The following is an 18534-nucleotide window of genomic DNA, read 5'->3' on the forward strand; positions in this document are numbered from 1 at the left end:
CGCCGTCTGGTGTGGATGAGAAGCAGTTGAAGGAGTTGCAAGTGCGATCGACTTATACGCCCAAGTCATAAGGCGATCGGGACTTAGGCAAAGCCGATGTGTCATGCTGAGAGAAACGAAGCATCTCAGTTGAAATGCCTAAATCATAATTATGAAACACCTTGACAATTTAACCATTCATCGGTTCCGAGGCCTGCGAGATTTAACCTTGCAGGACTTGGGTCAAATCAACATATTGGTTGGTGGAAATAACTCAGGTAAAACCAGTGTTTTAGAGGCGATATCAACCTATTGTCGCCCCTTAGATCCCCTGGAATGGCTGAACACATCGTGGCGGCGAGAAATCAAATATTCTCGCAAGCCAAGACTGGAGGCACTACAATGGCTGTTTCCTCAAAATAAAGAAGAAGAACAATTGGATTTTTACCCAATGGAAACTCGTGTTTCTGGTAATGGTAAGTTTTTAGTGAGAGAGTCGAGGGCAATTTACCAAGAAATTGAGGGAGTGGAATTATCGGAAGATGACGAAAGTCAATCCTCAGACGATCTTGGATTTGATAATACTCTGCGAGGTGCAGAAATAGAGCTAAAAGCTATTATATCGGATTCACCAAATGAATTATCTGAATTTTTTGAAATTTGGGAAAATGAGCGTTTAACTAATCGGCGAATTCGCTCAGATGCAATGCTGTCAGTTGATACTGTGACACCTTTTTCTCACCGCATAGAACAGTCACAAGTTGGCTTGCTGTCAGAAGCTATTTTTCAGCGTTTTAAGCCGGAAGTGATTAAGCTATTGCAAGTGATGGATTCAGGAATTATTGATTTAGTGATTCTCTCGCATGGCGGCAATCGTAGCAGTCTCTATATTGACCACAAACAAGTGGGAATTTCACCATTAAGTTCTTTTGGTGATGGAGTACGTCGCTTGCTATTTATTGCTCTAACCCTGACAAAAGTCAGAGGTGGAGTTTTGCTAATTGATGAGATAGAAACAGCAATTCATACTGAAGCACTTCGCAGTTCATTTGCGTGGATTGTGCAGTGGTGCAAGCAAATGAATGTTCAGTTATTTGCAACTACTCACAGTTTAGAAACAGTTGATGCGATGTTGGATGCTAGCGATACGGAGACGGACTTAGTTCTTTATCGTTTAGAGAAACACGAGTCACAAACTAAAGCAGTTAGAATTGAACGGGAAAGATTGCAAAGATTGCGGGAGGATTTGGGTCAGGAGGTGCGCGTGTGAAATACGCCATTATTGGAGTAGAAGGGCCACACGATCAGGCCTTTACAGGCAAGGTTCTCAAGCTTTTGAATTTCAAAGATTTGCGGGAAGAGTTGAAAGGATTAGAGTCTCAGTTAGACCCCTTCTGGCGCAAGTTTATTCCCGTTTATCCCAAGAAAGGAAACTTGTACAAACGTCTTGATATGCCTTCTATTCTGTTTAATGATACTATCTCTGTAGCAATTTATGCAGGTGAAGGAAGCAATCTTGTGACTAATTTGGATGACATTTTATTCACAAATTATGAGTATCAGACAAACTTGGCAGCCTTCGGGATAGTTGCCGATTGCGACAAATCAACTCCCGATCGCATAGCCGAACCATATGCTAACAAATTCCGAAGTTATTTTCCTAATTTTCCCGCTCGCCCTGGTGTTGTAAATACTAATAGCCCGCGTACAGGAGTCTATGTTTTGCCAGATAACGCTTCGCCCGGTGTGTTGGATACTTTGCTCTGTGAGTGCGGACAGATAGCTTATCCCGCGTACATGGAGAAAGCTAGTTCTTATCTAAATGAGTTTTCTGAGTCAGAGAGAAAATCTTTAAAATGGAAAAATTTCGATCCCGAAAAAGCTTTAGTTGCTACTGTTGTCAGCGTTCTCAAACCTGGGAAGACTAATACAACAAGTATTGCTGATAATAATTGGGTGAGCGAACAGACGCAACAGCAGGTTCCTGCTTTGGCAAATTTTATTGAATTTTTGAGGCAACTTTTGGAAGTGAGTTAAGGGACGATCGCACTTCACAAAAAAAGTGCGATCGCCCTCAACAATTACTCTTTCCAGTAACGGGTTAAAATCCGAATCACCTCACCCGCTATCGGCGATGGTAGAGGCGGGCTCCATTCCCCAACTTCTGCAAAACCTAAAACGTGCAACAGATTAACGATGCTGTTTACCGCTTTGGGAACGCCACACAACAGCAAACGAATCGGTTGCTTACCTTGAGGTACGTCAGGAATTTCTTCCCGGAGTAGTTCGGGAACTGACTTTGGCTGTGATATCATAGACTTTGAATTACACGAATAGTGGAATTGCGATCGCCCTCAAGTTTTCCAGGCCAGGGGCGATCGCTTTTCCGTTTGTACATCCTGAGTCTAGTTCATTTTCTGCAATTAGTCAACTGTTCCAGATAAATAATTAACCGCAGCGGTTAATTAGCGGGTAGTGAAGGTTACGGAATGCTAACATCAGCTTGCAATATCATGGCTAGCAGTTGAGAGTCAGTAGTGATCCGTTGGAAATTGGCAGTTGTGATGGCCGAGCGTAATATCAGCAATAAAGAGTTGGCTGCTTTAATTGGAATGCACCCAACTTCCTTTTCTAGACTCAAAACCCGCCGCCGACTCACGAGAATTGACGAAGCCACTCTCAGCGCTTTGTGCAGAGCACTGAACTGTCAGCCTGGGGACTTAATGGTTTACGAGGAGGACAATCCCGATGGCTTAAAATGACATAATTAACACATTAGAGCGCAGCAGGAATGGAGGTTCATGAATCCAAATACGATTAAGCCACTAACTCTACCCTCACTGCCATTGGCCGATCGCTCTCAACTTCCAGCCTGTCCTGCCGTATACTTCGTTTTAGACGGTGACGCGGTTTTGTATATTGGCAGGACTAGGAACCTTCAACAGCGTTGGCTAGCACATCATCGCTGGTATCAGCTAAAGGTAATGAGCGGTAATATTCGGATTGCTTGGCTCGAATGCAGCGATGCTAGTCTGCTGGTAGCTATTGAAAAAGCCTTGATTGAACACTTCCAGCCATCTCTTAACCAAACAAGGGTTGGAGGCGAAGAAGACACCATCAAACTTGTAATTCCCAAGGCATTGAAGATCAGGTTCAAAGCCTTGTGCGTTCGTGCGGAAAGGGATATGAGCAGCGTCGGAGGTCAACTAATAGAAAACTGGTGTCAAGAGCAAGAGCAAGCCCAGGCGAAACGGGATGAGTCAAACACCTGAAGGGGCGACACCAAAGAGGCGTACAAAGAAAGTACGATCGATCTATGAAGTAAATTCCCAGTTGCCTAACTTGCCAGCAAAAAACCTAAAACGAGTCACCAGCTACGTTCCTCCAAACGCCTACAACGTCTTGGAAGATTGGGCCAAGAAAGAAGACCGGACAGTCAGCAATCTGGTAAGTCGGATTGTCTCTGAAGCTGTAGATGCTTACTTGGCTAAAAAGACTACAGAAGATGAACCCAGCAGCAATTAACCTTTGATGTCTACGCTGATGAGTCATTCTCAACTGCCAACCTGTCGGGCCGTTGATTTTGTGTTGGAGTGGGGTTTGGTTTTTGGGTGTTTAGATTACTTTAGCCTAAACTAGATTGTGGTGTGCTACCTTGGATTAAAGTTTTTCTAAAAAATTTGCAGTCAGCTAAAATGACATCGTGAACACGCTACCCCCAAACAATGTGAGTCCTGCAAAATCTCCTAGAGTTGCCTTTTACCCGCCACCCGAAATCAAGGAGAAGTTAGAAAAACTGGCGAGTATTGAGCGTCGTTCGATTTCCCAAATGGCATTACTTTTGGTGGAAGAAGGACTCGAAAGAGCGCAGAAGGAAGGCAAGTTTAATGAATCCAAAGACGATTAAACTACCAACTACCACTGCGGGCGATCGCTCTCAACTGCCTGCGTGTCCTGCCGTGTACTTTGTTTTGGACGGTGACGCGGTAAGGTACAATAGGGCAGTAAAAGCACAAATAACAGCCTTGCCAGCAAAACTCCCCAGAATAGTTGTATATCTTCCAGAAGAACTTAAAGCAGACCTAGAGCGGTTAGCCAAATCGCATTATCGGCCGGTCTCGAATATGGTGTTGACATTAATTCAAGAAGCAGTAGATGAGGCTAAATCTGAGGGGAGAATTCAAAGCGACGATCGATCGCAGCAACAGAAAATCGACAGCGACTCTGGATGATTTAACCGCAGAGGACGCAGAGAGCACAGAGGAAGAGAAGAGAGAAATGTCTACTTCCTGCTTCAGTTCTGTAGGTCAAATTCAGGAACCTGTTTTTGACGAAGAGAGGTAATTGCTAAGACTAAAACACTTAACGTAAGACCTAAAATCGCATAACTCGGTAGTGAAAAAATAGTTACTTTAAACAAATAAGGCAATTCCCCCCCCTTCCAGTTCCACCGCTTTCCTAGAAACACCAACAGCCCGCCATGAATCACTGCGGTTTGCACCATGACACAGCCAACGCCCAATAACCAAACCGACATTCTTTGCCTAGAGAAGGCACAATTTTTAATCTGAAAACATAAATCATTCAGCAAAAAAACCACCGCCGGTGCTAACATCACAGAACTGGTGGGCTGAGAATAGTTGATAGCAATACTCAAAGTAGAAATTAGCACCATTTCAGATAAGTCAACCTTTTTTGACCAAGCATTGCGAGATTGTTTTTTGTAAAAATACCAACACACTAAACCAACTAGCACCAGAACAATCAAGTCAGAAAATAGCTTCGCCACGAAGGGACTATCGGGGAAAAATCTCGGCCCCATAACCCTTAAATCAAGGCGACTCATAGAAATATAAGCATTATTCGATGGATCGTTGAGCCAGAGTGGAAATCCACGAGTCGCATCCTGTATAAATCCTGTTAAAGAATTGCCCGTTACAGCTAGACCTATAACTGCCAAAACAGTTACCGTGACTATAGATATAAAAACTAGCTGAAACCGTCTTTTGATTAAAAAATAAGGAAGAAACAATATAACTAAAGTTGGTTTAAAAAGGGCAATTCCTAAGAAAAGTCCTGCAATTATATCCCGATCATTTCTAGCATAAATAAACATCCATAACAGCAGAACCGCAATAAAAGTTGCCACATTGCCAACTTGAAGATCGAAGACAAAACCGTAGAGGAATGCAACTGATATACTACAAATAGTCCTAAAAGCTCGTGAGTGGGACTCCAACAAAATATTCGCTCCCCATAAAACAAAACCTGTGGCAATAAGATGCAGCCAAATCCAGATTGTGAATGCAGTCTTCATCGGGAAATAGCCCAAAAACCACAGCGGAGGAATGATATTAGGTGGATAAACAAAAGAAGGAATAAACCCACACACTTTTGTGATGCTACAGAAACCGCTGTTAAACACCTCCACATTAAAGGGACTCAAATGCTGATGGGCTAATCTACTCGCCACATAAAACCACTTAAAATCCCAGTAAGGCGGATCGGGCCTAGTAGTCAGATTGTAAACCAACCAACCGGTATAACAGAGAAATCGGGTGAGAACTAATACAATAACTGCTTGCAAAATAAAGTTAACGATAGGTTGACGAAAAAACTGAGTCAACCTTTGGCTCGAAGGATGTTTGAAAAACAAAGAACCTTGCCATGCAGTTTTTTCGCTATCTAATCGCCAATTAAATTTAAGGAAAAAAGCGACGGTAATTATAATAATTATATTCCAGAATCCCAAGCTAATCATAGGTCATAATTTTGATAAAATTACTATTTGATGATATCACAACCAGAAATTATCTCATGTCCGATCCATCGACCCTAATATCCCGGTCGGGGCGGGTTTTTGAGATAGTAAATTATTAACAGGTATTGTTGGTGAACCCGCCCCTACAAAAATCGCGGTTGCTCGACCGGACATCATATTATTAACTAAAAATCAGCCTTTGAACCTAGAATATAGACGTTTATTCCTGGTTTCAACCTAACTCTCTTTCCTCTCTATTCTCTGCGTCCTCTGCGCCCTCTGCGGTTAAAAAAAAATCCTATTCACAAACGAAATAGCATTGCCATCCAAAAGCCCGATCGCACTTTAGCCCCTTATAACCCTGTTCACCCCCAAACATATGCGTTAACCTAGTTGACTACAACTTGTACCGCACTCCCCAACAAAATTCATGCTTCCCCGCATCCAAGAATTAGCCGCCACCCTAGCACCCCGCTTAATCGAAATACGCCGCCACATCCACTCCCACCCCGAACTCAGCGGCCAAGAATATCAAACCGCCGCCTACGTAGCCGGAGTTCTCGCATCCAGCGGAGTCCGCGCGATCGAAGGAATCGGCAAAACAGGAGTGCTCGGCGAACTCAAAGGCAACAGCAGCGAGTCCCGGTGGCTGGCAATTCGCACCGATATGGACGCTTTGCCGATTCAAGAACGCACTAACTTAGAATTTGCCTCCCGCAACGAGGGAGTCATGCACGCCTGCGGCCACGACATCCACACCACCGTCGGTTTGGGCGCAGCAATGATATTGTCTCAGCTAGAGGAAAAATTGCCCGGTAACGTCCGCTTCTTGTTTCAGCCGGCGGAAGAGATTGCCCAAGGTGCTCAATGGATGATTAAAGACGGGGCGATGCAAGATGTTGACGGCATCCTCGGAGTGCACGTTTTTCCGACGATTCCCGGCGGTTGCGTCGGTATCCGCCACGGGGCCCTGACGGCGGCGGCAGATGACCTAGAATTGATTGTGATGGGCGAATCCGGCCACGGTGCGCGTCCCCACGAGGCGATCGACGCAATTTGGATTGCTTCTCAGATAATTACCACTTTGCAGCAGGCAATTAGCCGCACGCAAAATCCTTTGAGGCCACTGGTTTTGACGATCGGGCAAATTAACGGCGGACGAGCGCCGAACGTGATTGCCGATCGAGTAAAATTGCTGGGAACCGTGCGATCGCTGCATCCAGAAACCCACGAAAAACTGCCGGCTTGGATCGAACAAATTGTTTCCAGCGTTTGCGCGACTTACGGCGCTAAGTACGAACTCACCTACAAGCGCGGCGTGCCCGGAGTCCAAAACGACCCCAAACTCACGCAATTAGTCGAAACTGCGGCTTTAGAAGCTTTAGGTCGATCGCGCGTCCAGATTTTACCAGAACCATCCCTCGGCGCGGAAGATTTTTCGATGTACTTAGAACACGCACCGGGAACCATGTTTCGCTTAGGAGTGGGACTGACTGACAAACCGAACTATCCCCTCCATCACCCGCAATTTGAGGTTGATGAAGCGGCTATTGTCACCGGCGCTGTCACCTTGGCCTATGCCGCCTACCAATATTGGAAACAGCAAGCAAGTAGGTAAACTCGCTTTCATTGAATTACCCGTAATAAGATTGTGGGGTGGGTAATAGCTCAAAATTGCTTGATGTAAAGTTTATTTGCGCCTAGCTGCTTAACAGAATTCTGGCAACCAAACCACCTTATCTTCCGCAATTCCCCTATAGCAGTCGCTAAATGTGCTAACCTACAATCAAAAATCCCCCAATTTCAACTATCGCGAGACAGATAACCGTGTTCGCTCAAGCACCTCCAACTCCCAATTACAAATGGTTTAGCTGCATTTCTAGGACTGTTTTCACCGCATTGTGCCTGTTACCTCTTTTCAGCGCTGCGGGATACGCCCAAAGTCCCCAAAATAGACCCATCAAAATCGGCGTGGTGCAGCGGTTTGGCACCAAAGCAACCGACAAACTGACGCTGAAAGCATTACCGGGCGACAGCTTAACTTTGCGTTACAAAACTCCTCAAGGCATAGAAACCAAAACTGCTGCTAGCGTCAAGTTAGAAATAGCCCCGAAACCGCTGGAAACGCCCTTAGTAGAAGAACGAGTGGTACTAAGTTCTCACCGCAGTTTCGAGAGTGCGGAAGACAGCGCTAATCAGTGGCGCGCCCAGGGAATTGAGGTAGAAATTGCTCAACCTTTTCGCTGGCAAGTTTGGGCAAAAAGAGATATTTACAACTCTCCTTTGGTGCGGCGCTGGCTGTTGCAAAGTTTGCAAGCTCAAGGGAACACAACAGCTTTTTTGGATTCCAAAGTTTTGAAGCAAATACCCCAGGCTTTTTGGGTTTTAAACGGCTTTCGTTTCAACCGCAATGAGTTGGATGTGACGGCCGGTAAAAATGTGATTGAGGTATTGGAACAAACTACCCAAGAGGCGACAGCTATTGAACCAGAAAAAGCTATTCAACAAACTCGCCGTTATGGTGGGAATTTGCGCCTGCAAAAAAATGCTTACGGCACTTATACTTTGGTGAATGAAGTGCTGACGGAAACTTATTTGCGGGGTGTTGTTCCTCACGAAATTGGGGCTTTTTCGCCTTACGCTTCGATTGTCGCTCAAACTATTTTGGCGAGAACCTACGCCCTGAGAAATTTGCGCCGGTTTGCTGTGGATAATTATGAGTTGTGCGCTGATGTTAACTGTCAAGTTTATAAGGGTTTGACGGAGGTTTACCCGCAAAGTGATAAGGCGATCGCCCAAACGAGCGGTTTGGTGCTAACTTACGAAAATCAGCTAGTAGACGCGCTCTATTCCGCGTCTAGCGGCGGCGTGACAGCCTCTTTTAACGATGTGTGGCAGGGCGCGGAACGTCCATATTTGCGATCGATCGTCGATTCCCCTAATAAGGTGTGGGATTTGTCCAAGCAGAGTTTGTCTGACGAAAACAATTTCCGCCGCTTTATCAGTTTGGAAAAAGGGTTTAATGAGGAAAAAGAAGACACATTTCGGTGGCGCGAACCCGCTTCTTTGACCGCGATTGCTGGATTTCTCAAACAGTATCTTCAGAAGAAACAGCACCCGATGGCTAATTTGAAAACTGTCACTCAGGTGGAAGTGGTAGAAAGGTCGCCCGCAGGTCGAGTTTTGAAAATGAAGGTTCAAACTGACTTGGGCCCGATTGATATCGACAAAGACGAGATTCGCAATGCTTTTTACCCGCCGATTAGCACGCTTTTTTACCTAGAACCAATTTACAATCCAGACAAAACTCTCAATGGTTATGCTTTTGTCGGAGGCGGTTTTGGACACGGCGTGGGAATGAGTCAGACTGGTTCTTACAATTTGGCTAATTTGGGCTGGAATGGATCTCAAATTCTGGGCTTTTATTTTCCCGGCGCCCAAGTTGTCCCGCTTAGCGATAACATTACATTTTGGCGCGAATAGGCGATCGAAGTCTGCCTAAGAGTCGGCGAGTTAAATCGCCACTACACAAATAAATTTCGCGCCACGCCAGACTAAATATTAGCCGTAAAACTTTTAGATTTTAGACTTTGGATTCTAGATTGGTTTCACAGTTAATCTAAAATCGGCCATCTAAAATCTAAAATTATTGGGCCAGCTATCTGCTCAAACAGCTACGAATTCATAGATGGGAGTGAGAGACTGCTGGCGGCTTTGTTGCAGTGTTAGACACCGAAACCCGGTTTCTTAAAATAATTGCCGTATTTCAGCTTCTTAATTCTGGAAACGAGCAACCGGGTTTCTTAGGGTATCACGCAGAGCGTCCTTTCTTAGTAGAGCTCTTCTTCTTTGTGAGTTTCGATCGTACAGTCAGACTTGGGATAGGCGACGCAGGTGAGGACAAATCCAGCTTCGATTTGGTCGTCGTCCAAGAAAGATTGGTCGGATTGGTCAACTTCGCCTTTGGTAATTTTGCCGGCGCAGGTGGAGCAAGCTCCAGCGCGGCAAGAGTAGGGGAGGTCGAGTCCTGCTTCTTCAGCAGCATCAAGAATGTAAGTATCGTCATCAACGTCAATGGTCTGGTTAATTCCTTCGGCTTCGCTGATGAGGGTAACTTTATAAGTTGCCATGCACTAAATCCTCTCAAAAATTCAACAAGATTGATAATTTTTCCTAATGCAACCTTCAAGGCTCTATTAGCTTTGAGGTTAGGTATTAGGTTCGTTCCCTCTATGATATTAGGGGATATAAGGGAGGTTGACACACTTATTTACAAAACATTTGAATGGGATTAGTTATAACTTTTTCTAATTTCATCTTGATTACTTATACCTATCTTGGGTTCAGCCTTGTGATACTGTTGCCGCAAGACTTGCGCGAATTAATCCGGTTTCTAGGAAAAATCCTGTTTTGAGCCCTACAGCACAAAAACCGGGTTGTGGGTATGCGCTGTGTCGATCGAGTTTCAGCAAGACTTGCTGCAAGGCAAGTCCCTGCCGGCGGTGAAATGTATAGTTAGATCGACATCAAGACTTGGGTGTTGAAGGCTCGATCCCATAAATCGCACCACAACCACAGGTTAAAATCGGGGCCATAGAACCCCTAAACCCCTGCACCGCAAGTCTGTAACTATCTAAAATCTTAAATCTCAAATCCCATGACTAATATTGATACTCGCTTTGGTTTTTCAGTTAATTCTCCTATTCGCGTGGGGATTGTGGGTACTGGTTTTGCCGCTAAGTTGAGGGCCCAGACAATTCAAGCTGATGGGCGATCGCACTTGGTAGCTGTTGCGGGCCACTCCCCGGAAAAAACCGCAGCCTTTTGTCAAGGCTTCGGGGCAGAAGCTGCGGTTTCCTGGCGCAAGCTGGTAGAAAGAGACGATTTAGATTTGGTGATTGTCTGTACGGTGAACCGGGATCACGGGGCGATCGTCCTGGCCGCGCTCGAAAATGACAAGCACGTTGTGGTGGAATATCCTCTATCTTTAGACGTATCTGAAGCAGAAAGGGCGATCGAACTTGCAGCCCAAAAGCAAAAACTCCTCCACATCGAACACATCGAACTCTTAGGCGGTTTGCACTCCTCAATCAAAGAATCTTTGCCCTTAATCGGTAAAGTTTTTTACGCCCGCTACATTACTATTACTCCTCAACATCCAGCGCCGCAGCGGTGGACTTATCAACATTCCCTCTTTGGCTTTCCGTTAGTTGGTGCAATTTCGCGACTGCACCGATTTACTGATTTGTTCGGGGAAGTGGCAAGCGTTAACTGTCAAGCTCAATTTTGGGACAGTCAGCCGGATTTCTACAAAGCTTGTTTGTGCAACGCACAGTTGCGCTTTGCCAATGGCGTTGTCGCTGAAGCTGTTTATGGAAAAGGAGAGACTTTTTGGCAGTCGGAAAACATTTTTACTATCTACGGTGAAGCAGGAACGCTGGTTTTCACTCCTGAATCCGGTCAATTTATTCAGGGAGAAAATCGGCGCAACCTCAAAGTAGGAACGCGGCGCGGCTTGTTTGCCAAAGACACCGATATGGTGTTGGAATATTTGTCAAACGGTACGCCTTTGTACGTGAATAATGCCAGTAGTTTGTACGCTTTGAAGGTGGCAGATGCTGCGAGGCGATCGAGCGAAACTCGACAAACTATCGCACTTATAAATTAATAAAAAGCTAGGAAAAAGAAGGTTATTTAATTTGGGTAAAAATCCAATATAACTGAGATATTGCACCCTTCTCAATTACCTATAGCAATCCTCGCATCATTTGTGTAATTCTTGTAGGGATCGCGAATTAAATAATTTACACTCTTGAAAGTGGGTTGGGCTCTTATAGCCCGCCCTTTCTGGACGGGCGGGACGCCCATCCCACAAGAACCATCAAAATTCTAAGTTATTTAATTCTCATTCCTAGAGGCAAACCCCTCGTGGTTGCCCCCATGATGCCGGGTAGGCAAAGAAAGGCATTACCCCTAAATTTTTGTACGACTCCTGGAAGGATTGCTATAGCAATCCTTCCAGGAGCTGAGCTAGTTTCCATCCCAAAAAGATGGATTCAAACTGTCGAAGTTTATGAACAAGGATAGGCATTCCGGGAGGCACGGAAATGGAATATCAGCTTCAATAGTGGTATAAAAGTAATGATGGCGATGGAGCTCGCCGAAACCGCCCTTCGTTATTAATAATCTTCATAACGTTTAAAAGGCTGATGGCTCCTACTGTTCCGACTTGTGGCGGAAGGGTAGGATGGTGCGGATGCCTCGATCGATCTTTCCCCTACAAGTCACCTTCATCGATTCAAATTTAAGGTGGCGTGATGTTAGAAAGTATAATCTGGATTTTATTAATGGGCTTTTTTGTCGGGCAGATTGCTCGACGGCTGAAAGCTCCAGCACTCGTAGGTATGGTGCTGGTGGGCATTTTATTAGGCCCGCAACTGGGGAATGTCATTAGCCCAGAGGTTTTGGGCGCAGCGAATTCTCTTCGCACCATAGCCGTGATGGTGATTTTGATGAAGGCGGGGTTAGGACTCGATCGCGAAAAGCTATCCCAACAGGGAACCGTGGCGCTGCGATTAGGCTTTCTGCCTGCTGCTTGCGAGGCTATCTCTATTGCTGTCGCTGCGATGTGGCTACTTCAGTTTGATTTTTTGACGGGGCTACTGCTAGGCTGCATCATTGGCGCAGAATCTCCAGCAGTAATTGTTCCCGGAATGCTGCGGTTAAAAAGTCTTGGTTGGGGAGTAAAAAAAGGAATTCCCGATGCAATTCTGACGGGAAGTGCCTTGTCAGATGTATTGCTGTTGCTGGTGTTTAGCCTACTGCTAGCTTTTCTGTCCCAAGGGAAAGCTACAGCCATTACCTTACTCGGAGGAATCACCCTCAGCCCTCTGCAATTACTGCCATTTCAAATCATCATCCAAATTACCTTGGGGGTGCTGTTGGGATGGGTGAGTGCTCGAATTTTGGTGGCACTATTAGTCAAGCAAAACTGGACTCAAACTGCGGTTCAGGACTCCCTAGTGGCTGCTGGCTTTGCCCTAGGGCTGGTAGTATCAGCCGAACATATTCCGGTTTTCTCTGGCTATTTAGCTGTCATGGGGGCGGGGTTTTTCCTGATTGAGTTGGATGCGCCTTTAGCACGAAGATTACGGGGTGGGTTTGATAGTTTGTGGACGATCGCGGAAATTATTTTGTTTGTGCTGCTGGGAGCAAGTATTCAACTTAATGTATTAGGCAATACCTTGCTGGTTGGTTTGTTGGTGTTGGCGATTGGGACTCTGATTGGGCGATCGCTCGGTTGGTATCTTTCCACCTTGGGTAGTAATTGGACTGGGAAAGAACGGCTGTTTCTGCTAGCAGGAAATTCGGCTAAGGCAACGGTACAGGCGGCAATTGGGGCGATTCCCCTAGCTCAGGGCATTGCTGGTGGCGAGACGATTTTGGCGATCGCAGCCCTCTCAATTTTAGTAACGGCTCCCTTGGGTGCTTGGGCAATTCCTACCTTTGCTCCCAAACTATTAGAAAAAGGCGAAGTTGACCCGACCAAAGTAGCGATTTCCGGCCGTCCAGTTTTTCTCGCCGCCGTAGACAATTCTCCCCTAACAACAGATGTTTTAACTAAGGCGGCAGACTTAGCTCGGCGCAGTGACGGGGATGTGATTGTTTTGTATGTGGATAACCTGGGAGATAAAAAGGCGATCGCCCAATTACAACAACAAGCACAACGAATCTTATCAGATATTCGCTATGAGTTCCTGAGTCTTTCTGGTACAGTGCCAGAGGAGATTATCCGCGTGGCGCAAGCTCGGCAAGTGACATATATTGCGATCGGAAAACGAGGGCATCAACCTTGGGAACAAGTGCTAGTAGGTTCAGTTTCTCAAGCCGTATTAGAAACCAGTCCTCTTCCTGTCATCTTGGTAGAATCTAGTTACAAGTAATCCCAAATATGGGTTTTATATCCCCTCGATCCTCTTCTCCCCTCTCTGTGTCCTCTGCGCCCTCTGCGGTTCATAATCAAGGCGTTATTTAACCCCGATTTAGGCTCGATCGCAGCGAGCCTAAATTTATTCAAAAGAATTTTTTATTATCAAACCTCTCCTTCAATTTGAGCAGTTCACAGTCATTCCGCAACTGGGCAAGTGGTTCATTGTCAGTCTAGGCAGACCAAGCTTCGCGAAAGTCAGCATAGAGGGTCAATCCACCATCAATATAGAGCGTTTGTCCCGTAATGTAAGCCGCTTCATCTGATACGAGAAACGCAACAGATGCTGCCATTTCCTCCGATGTGCCTGCCCGTCCCATTGGGATATGGCTTTCCACTACTGCCTTTTGTTCTGGATTGTCCGTCCAGCTTTCATTAATCGGTGTAATCGTCGCACCGGGCGCAATAGCATTGACACGGATGCCTCGGTTTGCGTATTCCAACGCTAGGGTTTTAGTCAGATTTCCCATGCCGCCTTTGCTGATGGAATAGCTAATATACATCGGGCGGGGAATGATTTCATGCACACTCGAAATGTTGATAATCACGCCAGGGCGCTGCTGCTCTAACAGATGCTTAATGGTTTCCCGCGCACAGAGATATGCACCTCGCAAATTTACTGCAATCACACGATCGAATTCATCGGTTGGCACTTCATGGGATGCGCTTTCTGTTTGAATCCCAGCATTATTAATCAGGATATCGAGACTACCAAATTTATCAATGACAGTATTCACCATACGAAGGATGTCGTCTTCTTTGGAGACATCTCCCTGAACTAATAGGGTTTCAACCCCGCATTCCGATGCTTGTCCACAGGCTTTTTGCAGAGCTATTTCTTCCGTATCTTCTGCCTCTTCTAAGCTTTTGCGATAGTTAACGGCAATGTTGCAACCTTCTTGGGCGAGACGAATGGCGATCGCCTGCCCAATGCCTGAACTCGCTCCAGTAATTAGTGCGTTTTTTCCCTTTAAACCTTTCATAATTGCTCTCCCAGAGATTCACAACAAAATATCTTAACCGAAACCTTAAGCCAACTGGCTTCTACATCAACCAGAAGGTTGTTCTGTCTTTTCCCCACGCATTTCATCAATATCCAGGATGCCGATCGCCACCCCCGCGATCGTCCGGGAGCATCTCATATTTGTAAAAACACTTATTCGGGATCCTTCCTTCTTCCTCTTTCCCCGCAGCAAGAGAGCCTCAAAATTCCTGCCTCAAAACTCCAATTTTGGGCTGGGCTGCTTTCATTGAGATGCTCCCAGTGCTAAGCTGTTGTGCATTTAAACTGAATGTCACAAAACAATCCCCTTGGGGTGGGGTGGGCCTAATATCCCGCCCAGAATATGCAATTTAAATGCGTGACAGCTTATATACCTTCTTGATTTGATTTATGCTGACCTAATTATTGAAGTTTCCCCGCAATTAGACCAAGCAGCACAATCAGACCTAATGCTCTACGAAAGTAATTAACGCCTTGAAACAATTCTTCCCAAGCCCAAGTAAACAAAGAGCCAAAGGCTACTATATCCAACCCTAGATTAACTTTTCCTGTTGTAACAATGAGCGTTAATAAACTAGCTATAATCCCGACACTCAGTGGTAGATTTGGCATCTGAGCTATAACAATTTGACCTTCGCTGTCGCGGAATGTGCGATCGAACAATGTGTTTTCCATGAGTTTCTCGTGTCAATGTAATAAATAGAATCAGGTTAACATTCAATACAGTTGGTTTTTTGGGGATGATACTACAAGCTTTAGATGGCAAGGAACATAAGAAAGTCGAATTAAATGCAAGTCAGGAGTGGAGATGACATTGATTTAATTATCCACCGGGGCTCAAAGTCATAGAAAATTAGCCATTGGGTCCTAGAAAAATAGTCCGCACTATTGAACAGTGCAATATAGGATTTATCCTGAATCAAGTTTTTTGGGATTCCCTGTCATGAATTTATTCGGCTTGTTTTTTCCCTTATTTTAAGTAGTTTTATGTGAGTGGGTAGAGGGTATTGTTATAGTAAATTTCCCAAAATCAAAAATCATCTATCGCTTGGAAGAGTTTAGAGTAAAAGGTGATCTATAATTGGACAGACATCATCGATTCTATAGTATCGCATCGAGAGCGATCGACTTCATGCTCAAATCCAAGGTTAGCAATTCACAAGTCTAAACCTTTTCGTCAAGCAGGATTGAACCTTGGCAGTGCAGTAATTTCGGTTGACACTGCTTGAATTGATTGTGTAGCCGCTATTTCTGATCGATCGCTCTCAGCATCCTGACTCACAAAAAATGTAGGCAGCGTTGCTGTCAAATAACCGCATAGGGCGATCGATTAGGAAGTTCGCGCTCAAACGCATAAATTCCAGCCGCGCCAATTAGAGTGACGATCGCTATCACATTACGCAAGAGGAGCAAACCGCTTTAAAAACAGAGCAGGCACAATGACTGGAATCCCTGCACCGATACAAATGAGAGCTTGAATAAAACTAAGCGGTTGGGTAGCAAATAGCGGGTTTATGAAAGTCAACTGGCTAAAGAAAACTTGAAATATAAACACACAAGCCACACCGATCGCAGGAATCAAGGCAATTTCTGGAGTGCGATATTTAAAATACGCAAACAGAGATGGAATACATTGGCTAATACTCAATAAGTAAAAGGTTTCTGCGGAAACGATGGTATGGACTGCCATTGTCCGAGCCAAATTGATATTACCTGTGGCTTGCGAAGCCAATTCAAAAATTCCAAGTACAGCAATGAGATTGAAGATGGAAATAATCAGGATGCGCCACAGCAATTTTTTCGTTAATAGGGGTTCATTGGGACGGCGGGGCGATCGCTGCATAGTCTCAGGTAACGAGAATTTACGGCCTCTAGGCTCCCGTGCAAACACAGTGTGGTGTCGGTAAGTACGGGTAAGGCAAGCTAGTTCAACAGTTGTAATGCTTTATATACAGTTGTGGTATATATACCATTTTATATACCATTTTGGTATGTATTACTGAAAAACTAGAGCTTGTTAATCGCTAAAACCTTTATCAGTCAAGGGATACGGAGAGGGTGGGATTTGAATTAGCGCTGAGTTCTCAATCGACGCTTTTACGTTGTTCTAGCCATTTTTTGTGCCTACTCTGAAAGTCCTGTTTTGGATTTGAGCGAATACCGAGCGACTTGCTGTACGCTGTCTACAGCAAGCAAAGTCGGCATTCTTATAGTAGGGAGCGAAAGATGAGCGAAAAGTCTAATCCAGTCACGGCAAGTACCACTGGAGACTACCTTGTTGGTTACGAGCGGATTCTGGACTACTTCAAACAAGCACAGAAGGAATGCCCCAAGGGCGTAGGACTAAAAAGAGACAGGAAAGCTAGCGGTGGCTACATAAGTAGGTCGGCGGGAAAATCCATAAGTATGTAACAAAATATTAAGTCGGGTGACTGGACTTGAATTTAATACGTTGTGTAGGGTAATCTCCTCTTTTTCCTCTAACTTCTACTCCATGAATTACGGCGTAGGCGAGTTCTAATTCATCCTCAAACAAATGTCGCTGCTAATTCATCTTCTTTAATGTGTTGCCACTCTAATTCAATTGGGTTCATTTCGGAACAATATTTAGGCAAGAAAAAAATATATAAACCCTGAGCTTCCCACTTTGACCACAACTGTTTAACCTCCTGACATCGGTGTATTAGACCGTTGTCTTGTACAATAATTCTAATCCGTTTCATTTGGGCCGCTTCTTCTGCTTCTTTTTCCATCATCTGAATATAAGCTTTTCGATCAACACCTCCAATTACCAAACCATATACAAAGCTACTTAAAGGTTCAAAAAGCCCCACAATACTTAATCTACGACCTCGATTTTTAGTTTGCTGTATCCGTTTTTGTTGACTTTTTTGTAATATGTATAACTTGCTTTACTCCACGCACAAAATCCTGATTCATCTAAATATTTTAAGTCGATTTCTCCGGCTGCCGCTGCTAATTCCAGCATATCTAGGTCTGATTGCTTTATTGCTCGTTGTTTGGGGTCTTGTTTTCCTTTATGACTTGGACTAGCTCTTTTCCAAATGATCCCTTTTTTTTTTAGTACCCGTCTTAGTCGGTCGGGACTTAATTTAATAGAGCGCTCTTTTTCTAACTTATCAGCTAATTGAAAACTGTTATATGTACGTGGTTCTTTTTTTAAGCATTCTGACAAAAACTCTATATCTTCTTCTTTCCATTTGGCTTTTACCCCTCGACCTGGTTTTTTCCAAAGGCTTTCTATACCAAATTCTTCCCATTTATGTAAGACTGCTCTCACTGTTTGTGAAGCCCAGTTAAAGTGAGTAGCTATTTTCTCAACATACCAGCCATTTGCGTTTAACCTGATTACTTCTGCTCGATCTTTGACTTTTTGTGGTACTTTCGCCGTTCTCAGATTATAGTTATTTCAAATAAGTATGAGACACTCTTCATGCACAATAAGCACGAATAACTTCATCAAGAGATGTGTTAGGAGACGCATACATTTTAGCTCTCTTTAATGCACTAAAATCATGCTCAATATCATTTAAGTCAGGAGAGTATTTTGGTAAAAATATTATCTGATGACCTGCCTCCTCAACCAATAGTCTAATGACCGTCTTACGATGAATGGGTGCATGATCCATAATCAATATAGATGGACTGGTTAAATCTGGTAACAAATATAAAGATAACCATCCTTCAAATCCTTCTGCATTCAAACTAAGCTGTTGCACATTTAAACTGTGATACAAGCATTACCCTTATTTTTAATTTTTCGACCCCATTTAATTATTAATT

General features: G+C 44.5%; 19 protein-coding genes, 1 pseudogene and 1 riboswitch. Of the genes and pseudogenes, 12 read left to right on the top strand and 8 right to left on the bottom strand.

From position 1 onward, the window contains the following. Positions 1–151 precede the first annotated feature (151 nt). Together QUB51_RS17760 and QUB51_RS17765 are read left to right on the top strand one after the other, a co-directional pair. Positions 152–1249, top strand: a complete 1098-nt coding sequence (locus tag QUB51_RS17760; protein ID WP_333233381.1) for an AAA family ATPase — start codon at positions 152–154, stop codon at positions 1247–1249. Then, complete coding sequence (locus tag QUB51_RS17765) at positions 1246–2016, top strand: DUF3226 domain-containing protein (protein ID WP_333262519.1); 771 nt, start codon at positions 1246–1248, stop codon at positions 2014–2016. The genes QUB51_RS17760 and QUB51_RS17765 overlap by 4 nt, the downstream gene beginning before the upstream one ends. A 44-nt stretch (positions 2017–2060) precedes the next feature. Here the strand turns inward: QUB51_RS17765 and QUB51_RS17770 are convergent, their stop codons facing one another. After that, entirely contained in the window at positions 2061–2294 is a 234-nt protein-coding gene (locus QUB51_RS17770; RefSeq protein WP_333233378.1) for a hypothetical protein, read from the bottom strand. A gap of 222 nt (positions 2295–2516) precedes the next feature. Between QUB51_RS17770 and QUB51_RS17775 the strand changes: the two genes are divergently transcribed. The 5 genes from QUB51_RS17775 to QUB51_RS17795 all read left to right on the top strand — a co-directional run bounded on the left by QUB51_RS17775 (position 2517) and on the right by QUB51_RS17795 (position 4211). Further along, positions 2517–2741 (top strand): helix-turn-helix transcriptional regulator, encoded by a 225-nt coding sequence (locus tag QUB51_RS17775; RefSeq protein WP_333056967.1) that lies wholly within the window; start codon positions 2517–2519, stop codon positions 2739–2741. A gap of 39 nt (positions 2742–2780) precedes the next feature. Next, positions 2781–3251, top strand: a complete 471-nt coding sequence (locus QUB51_RS17780) for a GIY-YIG nuclease family protein (RefSeq protein WP_333056968.1) — start codon at positions 2781–2783, stop codon at positions 3249–3251. Continuing rightward, a complete protein-coding gene (locus QUB51_RS17785; protein WP_332957635.1) occupies positions 3235–3504 on the top strand; it encodes a ribbon-helix-helix domain-containing protein in 270 nt (89 codons plus the stop codon). The genes QUB51_RS17780 and QUB51_RS17785 overlap by 17 nt, the downstream gene beginning before the upstream one ends. 178 nt (positions 3505–3682) lie before the next feature. Next, the gene (locus QUB51_RS17790; RefSeq protein WP_015178320.1) at positions 3683–3886 is read left to right on the top strand and encodes a ribbon-helix-helix domain-containing protein; all 204 of its coding nucleotides are present in this window, start codon (positions 3683–3685) and stop codon (positions 3884–3886) included. After that, positions 3867–4211, top strand: coding sequence for a ribbon-helix-helix domain-containing protein (locus tag QUB51_RS17795; RefSeq protein WP_333262516.1), 345 nt, complete (start codon positions 3867–3869; stop codon positions 4209–4211). The genes QUB51_RS17790 and QUB51_RS17795 overlap by 20 nt, the downstream gene beginning before the upstream one ends. 62 nt (positions 4212–4273) lie before the next feature. Here the strand turns inward: QUB51_RS17795 and QUB51_RS17800 are convergent, their stop codons facing one another. Next, positions 4274–5740 (bottom strand): glycosyltransferase family 87 protein, encoded by a 1467-nt coding sequence (locus QUB51_RS17800; protein ID WP_333262513.1) that lies wholly within the window; start codon positions 5738–5740, stop codon positions 4274–4276. A gap of 430 nt (positions 5741–6170) precedes the next feature. Here QUB51_RS17800 and QUB51_RS17805 point away from each other — a divergent pair, with 430 nt between their 5' ends. Together QUB51_RS17805 and QUB51_RS17810 are read left to right on the top strand one after the other, a co-directional pair. Continuing rightward, the gene (locus QUB51_RS17805) at positions 6171–7358 is read left to right on the top strand and encodes a M20 family metallopeptidase (protein ID WP_333212620.1); all 1188 of its coding nucleotides are present in this window, start codon (positions 6171–6173) and stop codon (positions 7356–7358) included. A 209-nt stretch (positions 7359–7567) separates the two neighbouring features. Then, positions 7568–9223 carry a SpoIID/LytB domain-containing protein gene (locus QUB51_RS17810; protein WP_333056973.1) on the top strand — a complete coding sequence of 552 codons (1656 nt, stop codon included), beginning with the start codon at positions 7568–7570 and terminating at the stop codon, positions 9221–9223. A 347-nt stretch (positions 9224–9570) separates the two neighbouring features. On the opposite strand, the gene QUB51_RS17815 is transcribed toward QUB51_RS17810, so the two are convergent. After that, the gene (locus QUB51_RS17815; RefSeq protein WP_333056974.1) at positions 9571–9870 is read right to left on the bottom strand and encodes a ferredoxin; all 300 of its coding nucleotides are present in this window, start codon (positions 9868–9870) and stop codon (positions 9571–9573) included. Between the two features lie 527 nt (positions 9871–10397). Between QUB51_RS17815 and QUB51_RS17820 the strand changes: the two genes are divergently transcribed. Together QUB51_RS17820 and QUB51_RS17825 are read left to right on the top strand one after the other, a co-directional pair. Further along, positions 10398–11408 (top strand): Gfo/Idh/MocA family oxidoreductase, encoded by a 1011-nt coding sequence (locus QUB51_RS17820; protein ID WP_333262510.1) that lies wholly within the window; start codon positions 10398–10400, stop codon positions 11406–11408. Between the two features lie 469 nt (positions 11409–11877). Next, a riboswitch (Fluoride riboswitch) is annotated at positions 11878–11966 on the top strand. Positions 11967–12057: 91 nt separating this feature from the next. Further along, positions 12058–13683 carry a cation:proton antiporter gene (locus tag QUB51_RS17825; protein ID WP_333056976.1) on the top strand — a complete coding sequence of 542 codons (1626 nt, stop codon included), beginning with the start codon at positions 12058–12060 and terminating at the stop codon, positions 13681–13683. A gap of 217 nt (positions 13684–13900) precedes the next feature. Here the strand turns inward: QUB51_RS17825 and QUB51_RS17830 are convergent, their stop codons facing one another. From QUB51_RS17830 to QUB51_RS17840, 3 genes are all read right to left on the bottom strand, one after another. Continuing rightward, positions 13901–14710: a glucose 1-dehydrogenase gene (locus QUB51_RS17830; protein WP_333056977.1), complete on the bottom strand. Its 810-nt coding sequence runs from the start codon at positions 14708–14710 to the stop codon at positions 13901–13903. Between the two features lie 422 nt (positions 14711–15132). Continuing rightward, positions 15133–15405 carry a hypothetical protein gene (locus tag QUB51_RS17835; protein WP_333056978.1) on the bottom strand — a complete coding sequence of 91 codons (273 nt, stop codon included), beginning with the start codon at positions 15403–15405 and terminating at the stop codon, positions 15133–15135. A gap of 721 nt (positions 15406–16126) precedes the next feature. Next, on the bottom strand, positions 16127–16573 hold the full coding sequence (locus QUB51_RS17840; protein WP_333056979.1) for a cation transporting ATPase C-terminal domain-containing protein: 447 nt from the start codon (positions 16571–16573) through the stop codon (positions 16127–16129). Positions 16574–16956: 383 nt separating this feature from the next. Here QUB51_RS17840 and QUB51_RS17845 point away from each other — a divergent pair, with 383 nt between their 5' ends. Beyond that, entirely contained in the window at positions 16957–17142 is a 186-nt protein-coding gene (locus tag QUB51_RS17845; RefSeq protein ID WP_333212884.1) for a hypothetical protein, read from the top strand. Positions 17143–17258: 116 nt separating this feature from the next. Here QUB51_RS17845 and QUB51_RS17850 read toward each other — a convergent pair. Together QUB51_RS17850 and QUB51_RS17855 are read right to left on the bottom strand one after the other, a co-directional pair. Next, a protein-coding gene (locus QUB51_RS17850) for an IS630 family transposase (protein ID WP_333058666.1) occupies positions 17259–18148 on the bottom strand; the annotation gives its coding sequence in 2 pieces (ribosomal slippage) (positions 17259–17623 and positions 17623–18148; 891 coding nt in all). A gap of 34 nt (positions 18149–18182) precedes the next feature. Beyond that, positions 18183–18458 (bottom strand): annotated as a pseudogene (locus tag QUB51_RS17855) (transposase); the annotation flags it as partial. Positions 18459–18534 lie beyond the last annotated feature (76 nt).

The sequence above is a fragment of the Microcoleus sp. AT8-A3 genome (assembly GCF_036705675.1).
Lineage (GTDB): Bacteria > Cyanobacteriota > Cyanobacteriia > Cyanobacteriales > Microcoleaceae > Microcoleus.